5 protein-coding genes and 1 rRNA gene are annotated in these 6,285 nt (G+C 45.0%); all 6 read left to right on the top strand.

Annotation, left to right across the window (positions count from 1 at the left end; translation table 11 throughout):
- Positions 1-65 precede the first annotated feature (65 nt).
- The 6 genes from rrf (at position 66) to radA (ending at position 6,263) form a co-directional block, all read left to right on the top strand.
- Positions 66-181: ribosomal RNA gene (rrf, locus tag VQ00_RS13740) — 5S ribosomal RNA — on the top strand.
- Positions 182-305: 124 nt separating this feature from the next.
- The gene (locus VQ00_RS13735; RefSeq protein ID WP_046180718.1) at positions 306-767 is read left to right on the top strand and encodes a CtsR family transcriptional regulator; all 462 of its coding nucleotides are present in this window, start codon (positions 306-308) and stop codon (positions 765-767) included.
- 5 nt (positions 768-772) lie between these two features.
- Entirely contained in the window at positions 773-1,315 is a 543-nt protein-coding gene (gene mcsA, locus VQ00_RS13730) for a protein-arginine kinase activator protein McsA (RefSeq protein WP_309143155.1), read from the top strand.
- A complete protein-coding gene (gene mcsB, locus VQ00_RS13725; protein WP_046180716.1) occupies positions 1,315-2,370 on the top strand; it encodes a protein-arginine kinase McsB in 1,056 nt (351 codons plus the stop codon). The genes mcsA and mcsB overlap by 1 nt, the downstream gene beginning before the upstream one ends.
- A gap of 18 nt (positions 2,371-2,388) precedes the next feature.
- Positions 2,389-4,827, top strand: coding sequence for an ATP-dependent protease ATP-binding subunit ClpC (gene clpC, locus VQ00_RS13720; RefSeq protein WP_046180715.1), 2,439 nt, complete (start codon positions 2,389-2,391; stop codon positions 4,825-4,827).
- Positions 4,828-4,892: 65 nt separating this feature from the next.
- Positions 4,893-6,263 carry a DNA repair protein RadA gene (radA, locus tag VQ00_RS13715; RefSeq protein WP_046180719.1) on the top strand — a complete coding sequence of 457 codons (1,371 nt, stop codon included), beginning with the start codon at positions 4,893-4,895 and terminating at the stop codon, positions 6,261-6,263.
- Positions 6,264-6,285: the final 22 nt, after the last annotated feature.

The raw sequence follows: 6,285 nt of genomic DNA, 5'->3' as shown, positions 1-6,285 counted from the left end.
TTTTATGCCCATACAATGAATGCTTCTATCCAGTTTTGAAAGAACACTTCTTTCGAACTTCATAGTCAGGTGGCTACAGCGAAGAGGTCACACCCGTTCCCATCCCGAACACGGCAGTTAAGCTCTTCAGCGCCGATGGTAGTTGGGGGTTTCCCCCTGTGAGAGCAGGACGCCGCCTGGCACGACAGGACAACTTGAATATTCAAGTTGTCTTTTTTGTGTTTAAAAGCAAAATCATTGCAATGAATACATACTTTCCTTTATAATTATCGTCAAATATAGTCAAGGTCAAGGTGGGGAAACCAATGAGAAACGTTTCTGATATTATTGAACAGTATTTGAAACAAGTACTCGAACTTAATGGAAGCGAAATCGTGGAAATTAAACGAAGCGAAATCGCTGATAAATTTCAATGTGTCCCTTCTCAAATCAATTATGTCATTAATACCCGCTTTACTATTGAACGTGGATATGTAGTTGAAAGCAAAAGGGGCGGCGGTGGCTACATCCGGATTATTAAAGTGACGGTCCATGAACAAAGTGACTTACTCGATCAGTTGCTGGCACTTGTAGGCACAAGGCTTTCACAAGCCAGCGCGGAAAATTTTGTTTATCGCCTTCTTGAAGAAGAGGTAATTTCTACTCGTGAAGCGAAGTTAATGGTAGGAGTAATGGAACGTTCTGTGCTCAATACTGAATTGCCTGAACGGGATGACTTGAGGGCGAGAATGATGAAGTCGTTTTTAGTATCACTTAAATATGTGTAAAGCAGGTGAGCAAGTTGATATGTCAAGAATGCCATGAGCGGCCGGCGGCCCTTCATTTCACCAAAACGGTGAATGGAAAAATGACGGAAGTTTACTTGTGCGAACATTGTGCACATGAAAAAGGAGAGCACTTATTTAGTGGTCATCCAGCTTTTTCTTTGAACAACTTACTAGGTGGATTATTTAATCCTGAGCCTCATTTTGCTACAAACCCTCCATTTCAGGAACAAGAAACGCATTGCGAAAAATGTCATATGACATTTCAGCAGTTTTTGCAAAGTGGCAAGTTTGGCTGTGCTCAATGTTACAAATCATTTGATTCAAAACTGGCATCTATTTTAAAACGTCTCCATGGTGGCAATACTGTCCATCAAGGAAAGATTCCGGCACGTATGGGCGGCGCTCTTCATTTACAAAAAGAGCTGCAGGAATTACGTGAAAAGCTTCAGGAAATGGTGACAAGCGAACATTTTGAACAAGCGGCAAATGTTCGCGATCAAATTCGTGCTCTAGAAAAGAAACAGCTGGATGAAGGAGGCGTTCAGTAATGTCTCTTGAGCGGTTTATAAATCAACAAACGAGTGCATGGATGAGCGGGACGGGTCCTGATTCGGATGTCGTGCTCAGTACTCGTGTGAGGCTGGCTCGCAATTTAAATAACGTTATGTTTCCAACAATCTTGCCGGTAGAAGAAGCGAAAGCAGTGGTGACGCAAATGGTTGAAGCTGCTGCTGATAAATTATCTCTTGAGCTTTTAAAAATGGAAGATTTATCTTCGCTTCAAAAAAGAGTCCTTGTGGAAAAGCATTTAATAAGCCCCTTTTTAGCGGAAACATCTTTTTACGGTGCAGCGCTTATTTCGGAACAAGAAGACGTGAGTATTATGGTGAATGAAGAAGACCACTTGCGTATTCAGTGTATGGCTTCAGGTTTGCAGTTACATGAGACGCTGGATAAGGCAAATCGGATCGACGATGTGATTGAACAACAAGTACAATATGCATTTGATGAAAAAAAAGGTTATTTAACGGCGTGCCCGACAAACGTTGGGACAGGGCTTCGCGCATCGGTGATGATCCACTTACCCGGTTTAGTGCTGACGCGTCAGATGAACCGGATTATCCCGGCAATTAGCCAATTGGGACTTGTTGTTAGAGGGATTTATGGGGAAGGCAGCGAAGCTTTAGGGAACATCTTTCAAATTTCAAACCAGCTGACACTTGGCAAATCTGAAGAAGATATTATTAATGATCTTGATAGTATCGTCCATGAGTTAATGTCTCGTGAGCAATCTGCTCGTGATGCATTAATGCAGACGTCCCCTACTCAGCTGGAAGACCGTATTTTTCGGTCGTATGGAATTTTGTCCAACAGCCGTGTTATCGAAACAAGTGAAGCATTTCAATGTTTGTCAAATGTTAGATTAGGGATTGATTTGGGGTATATTACTCATATATCAAAAAGCATTTTAAATGAGTTAATGTTTTTAACACAGCCGGGCTTTTTGCAGCAGTATGCAGGAGGGCCACTTAAGGCGGAAGATCGGGATATTCGCCGGGCAGCGTTAATTCGTGAACGGCTTGAATTGGAAGAAACGAATTGAGATAAGGGGGAAATGGATATGATGTTTGGACGTTTTACAGAGAGAGCACAAAAGGTATTGGCACTGGCGCAGGAAGAAGCAATTCGTCTCGGCCATAATAACATTGGAACAGAGCACATCTTACTCGGCCTCGTTCGTGAAGGCGAAGGAATCGCCGCCAAAGCACTGTATGGTTTAGGTCTTAGCGCAGAAAAGATCCAGGAAGAAGTGGAAGAACTGATTGGAAAAGGCGACGGTGCTTCTAAAACCGTTCATTATACACCGCGTGCGAAAAAAGTCATTGAGCTTTCAATGGATGAAGCGCGGAAATTAGGTCACTCTTATGTAGGTACAGAGCACATCTTGCTTGGTCTTATTCGTGAAGGCGAAGGTGTGGCGGCGCGGGTACTTGGCAATCTCGGTGTCAGTTTGAACAAAGCGCGCCAGCAAGTGCTGCAGCTGCTTGGAAGTAGTGAATCTGGCGGAAGCCAAGGAGGTCAGGCTTCGAATGTCAGCACACCGACACTCGATGGTCTTGCCCGTGATTTAACGGTCATTGCTCGTGAGGGAAGCCTTGATCCGGTCATTGGCCGCAGCAAAGAAATTCAGCGTGTCATTGAAGTATTAAGCCGCCGCACAAAAAACAATCCTGTTTTAATCGGTGAGCCGGGGGTCGGTAAAACAGCGATTGCTGAAGGTCTGGCCCAACAGATTATTAACAATGAAGTACCGGAAACACTTCGCAACAAACGAGTGATGACACTTGATATGGGAACAGTTGTAGCGGGAACGAAATATCGCGGTGAATTTGAAGACCGTCTTAAAAAAGTAATGGATGAAATTCGCCAGGCAGGCAACATTATTTTGTTCATTGATGAACTGCACACATTGATTGGTGCTGGTGGAGCAGAAGGCGCAATTGATGCGTCAAATATTTTAAAACCATCGCTTGCACGCGGGGAGCTTCAATGCATCGGGGCAACAACGCTCGATGAATATCGGAAATACATTGAAAAAGATGCCGCGCTGGAGCGCCGGTTCCAGCCGATTCAAGTGGATGAACCAACGCTTGACGAATCTATTCAAATTTTAAAAGGGCTGCGTGACCGCTACGAGGCGCATCACCGTGTAGCGATTTTAGACGAAGCGATTGAAGCAGCTGTTAAAATGTCTGACCGTTATATTTCTGACCGGTTTCTGCCGGATAAAGCGATCGATTTAATTGATGAAGCTGGCTCAAAAGTCCGTCTTCGCTCGTTTACAACACCGCCGAACTTAAAAGAGCTGGAAGTGAAGCTTGAAGCATTAAAGAATGAAAAAGATTCTGCGGTTCAAAGCCAGGAATTTGAAAAAGCAGCGTCGTTGCGTGATTCAGAGCAAAAACTTCGTGAAGAACTTGAGCAAACAAAAAATAGCTGGAAAGAAAAACAAGGCACAGAAAACAGTGAAGTGACAATGGAAGATATCGCGATGGTGGTCTCAAGCTGGACCGGAATTCCGGTCTCGAAGCTTGCGCAAACGGAAACCGACCGCTTGCTAAACTTGGAAGAAATTCTTCATTCCCGTCTAATTGGCCAAGAAGAAGCGGTCACGTCCATTTCAAAGGCAGTCCGCCGCGCACGTGCCGGACTCAAAGATCCAAAACGTCCAATTGGTTCCTTTATTTTCCTTGGACCTACAGGCGTCGGGAAAACGGAACTCGCTAAAGCGCTCGCTGAATCAATGTTTGGCGATGAAGATGCGATGATCCGTATTGATATGTCTGAGTATATGGAGAAACATTCAACGTCACGTTTAGTCGGCTCGCCTCCGGGTTATGTAGGATACGAAGAAGGCGGTCAGCTGACGGAGAAAATCCGCCGCAAGCCTTATTCAGTGGTGCTGCTTGATGAGATTGAAAAAGCACACCCGGATGTATTCAACATTTTGCTTCAAGTGCTTGAAGACGGCCGCTTAACAGATTCCAAAGGCCGGACCGTTGATTTCCGCAATACGGTGGTCATTATGACATCAAATGTTGGCGCGCAATCGCTGCAAAAAAATAAATATGTTGGCTTTAATATTCAAGACGCAACGCAGGATCATAAAGATATGAAAGGAAAAGTGATGGAGGAATTGAAACGCGCATTCCGCCCAGAATTCCTGAACCGTATCGATGAAATTATTGTGTTCCATGCGCTTGAAAAGAAACATTTAAAAGAAATCGTTACGCTTATGACAGATCAACTGACGTCACGCTTGAAAGAGCAGGACATCAATGTCGAGCTGACAAATAAAGCGAAAGAAAAGATTGCGGATGAGGGGTACGATCCGGAATACGGTGCACGTCCACTTCGCCGGGCGCTTCAAAAGCAAGTAGAAGACCGGTTATCAGAAGAATTGCTAAAGGGCAATGTGTTAACCGGGCAGCAAGTTGTCGTTGATATAGATGAGAAAGGTGAATTTATCGTTCGCACAGCAGCTGGCTCAGCTTCGTAATGTAAGACAAATGGTTCAGCGGGTCTATTATGGACCCGCTGTTTTTTATGGAAAGGAGCAGGAATTTGGCTAAAGCAAAAACGAAATTTGTCTGTGGGTCTTGTGGATATGAATCACCTAAATGGATGGGGAAATGCCCAGGCTGCGGTGAGTGGAATCAAATGGTCGAAGAAACAGAAATCACGGGGAAGCCGAAGCGGACCTTTATGCATTCAGACACTGTCATGTCCAAGCCATCCCGGCTGATTGACGTAGAAACGTCCCAGGAGCCGCGGGTGGAAACGGACTTAAAAGAATTAAACCGAGTACTGGGCGGCGGTGTTGTACCCGGCTCACTTGTTTTAATTGGCGGTGATCCGGGTATTGGAAAATCCACTCTTCTTTTGCAAGTTTCTTCTCAGCTTTCCTCAAAAGGAAGCAACGTGTTGTATATATCCGGTGAGGAGTCGGTAAAGCAAACAAAAATGCGGGCGTCCCGTATGGATATTAATGATAAGAGTTTATACATTTATGCGGAAACAAACTTACAGCTTATTCATTCAGCGATTGAGAACATGAAGCCGGAATTTGTTATCATTGATTCGATTCAAACCGTCCATCATCCGGAAGTAACGTCTGCACCGGGGAGTGTATCGCAAGTGCGTGAATGTACGGCCGAATTAATGCGCATCGCGAAAATGAATAACATTGCCATTTTCATTGTCGGGCACGTTACCAAAGAGGGAGCTATTGCCGGACCTCGTCTGTTGGAGCATATGGTCGACACAGTCCTTTATTTTGAAGGGGAGCGCCATCATACGTATCGTATTTTGCGGGCGGTGAAAAACCGGTTCGGCTCGACAAATGAAATGGGTATTTTTGAAATGAAAGAAGCCGGTCTTGAAGAAGTAGCGAATCCATCCGAAATTTTTTTAGAAGAACGGACGAAGGGCACATCTGGTTCAACAGTTGTAGCCTCTATGGAAGGAACACGGCCAGTGCTCGTGGAAATACAAGCGCTCATTTCGCCAACCGTATTCGGCAATCCGCGGCGGATGGCAACGGGCATTGATCATAACCGGGTGACGCTTATTATGGCGGTGCTTGAAAAGCGGGTGGGTCTTCTACTGCAAAATCAAGATGCTTATTTAAAGGTGGCAGGCGGTGTAAAACTTGATGAACCAGCGATTGACTTAGCTGTGGCGGTAAGTATTGCCTCCAGTTTTCGTGATGAGCCGACGGGTGCGTCCGACTGTTTAATCGGTGAAGTTGGCCTGACTGGTGAAGTGCGGCGCGTTTCACGGATTGAGCAGCGCGTGAATGAAGCAGCAAAACTTGGGTTTACCCGCATTATTGTCCCAGCCAATAATATCGGCGGCTGGATAGCACCCGCAGGCATAGAAATCATTGGTGTTTCAACGGTGAATGAAGCGCTAAAAACTGTGTTTGGCAAATAGAAACTGAAACAAAACGTATTCG

The organism is Domibacillus tundrae (assembly GCF_000970675.1).
Taxonomy (GTDB): Bacteria; Bacillota; Bacilli; order Bacillales; family Domibacillaceae; genus Domibacillus; species Domibacillus tundrae.
Note: the sequence above shows the minus strand (reverse complement) of the source record. Positions and strands in the feature narration are given on the sequence as shown.

Bases quoted from the DNA above. Each gene is read 5' to 3' on its own strand.
- VQ00_RS13735 (WP_046180718.1), top strand. From the start codon at position 306: ATGAGAAACGTTTCTGATATTATTGAACAGTATTTGAAACAAGTACTC.
- mcsB (WP_046180716.1), top strand. From the start codon at position 1,315: ATGTCTCTTGAGCGGTTTATAAATCAACAAACGAGTGCATGGATGAGC.
- clpC (WP_046180715.1), top strand. From the start codon at position 2,389: ATGATGTTTGGACGTTTTACAGAGAGAGCACAAAAGGTATTGGCACTG.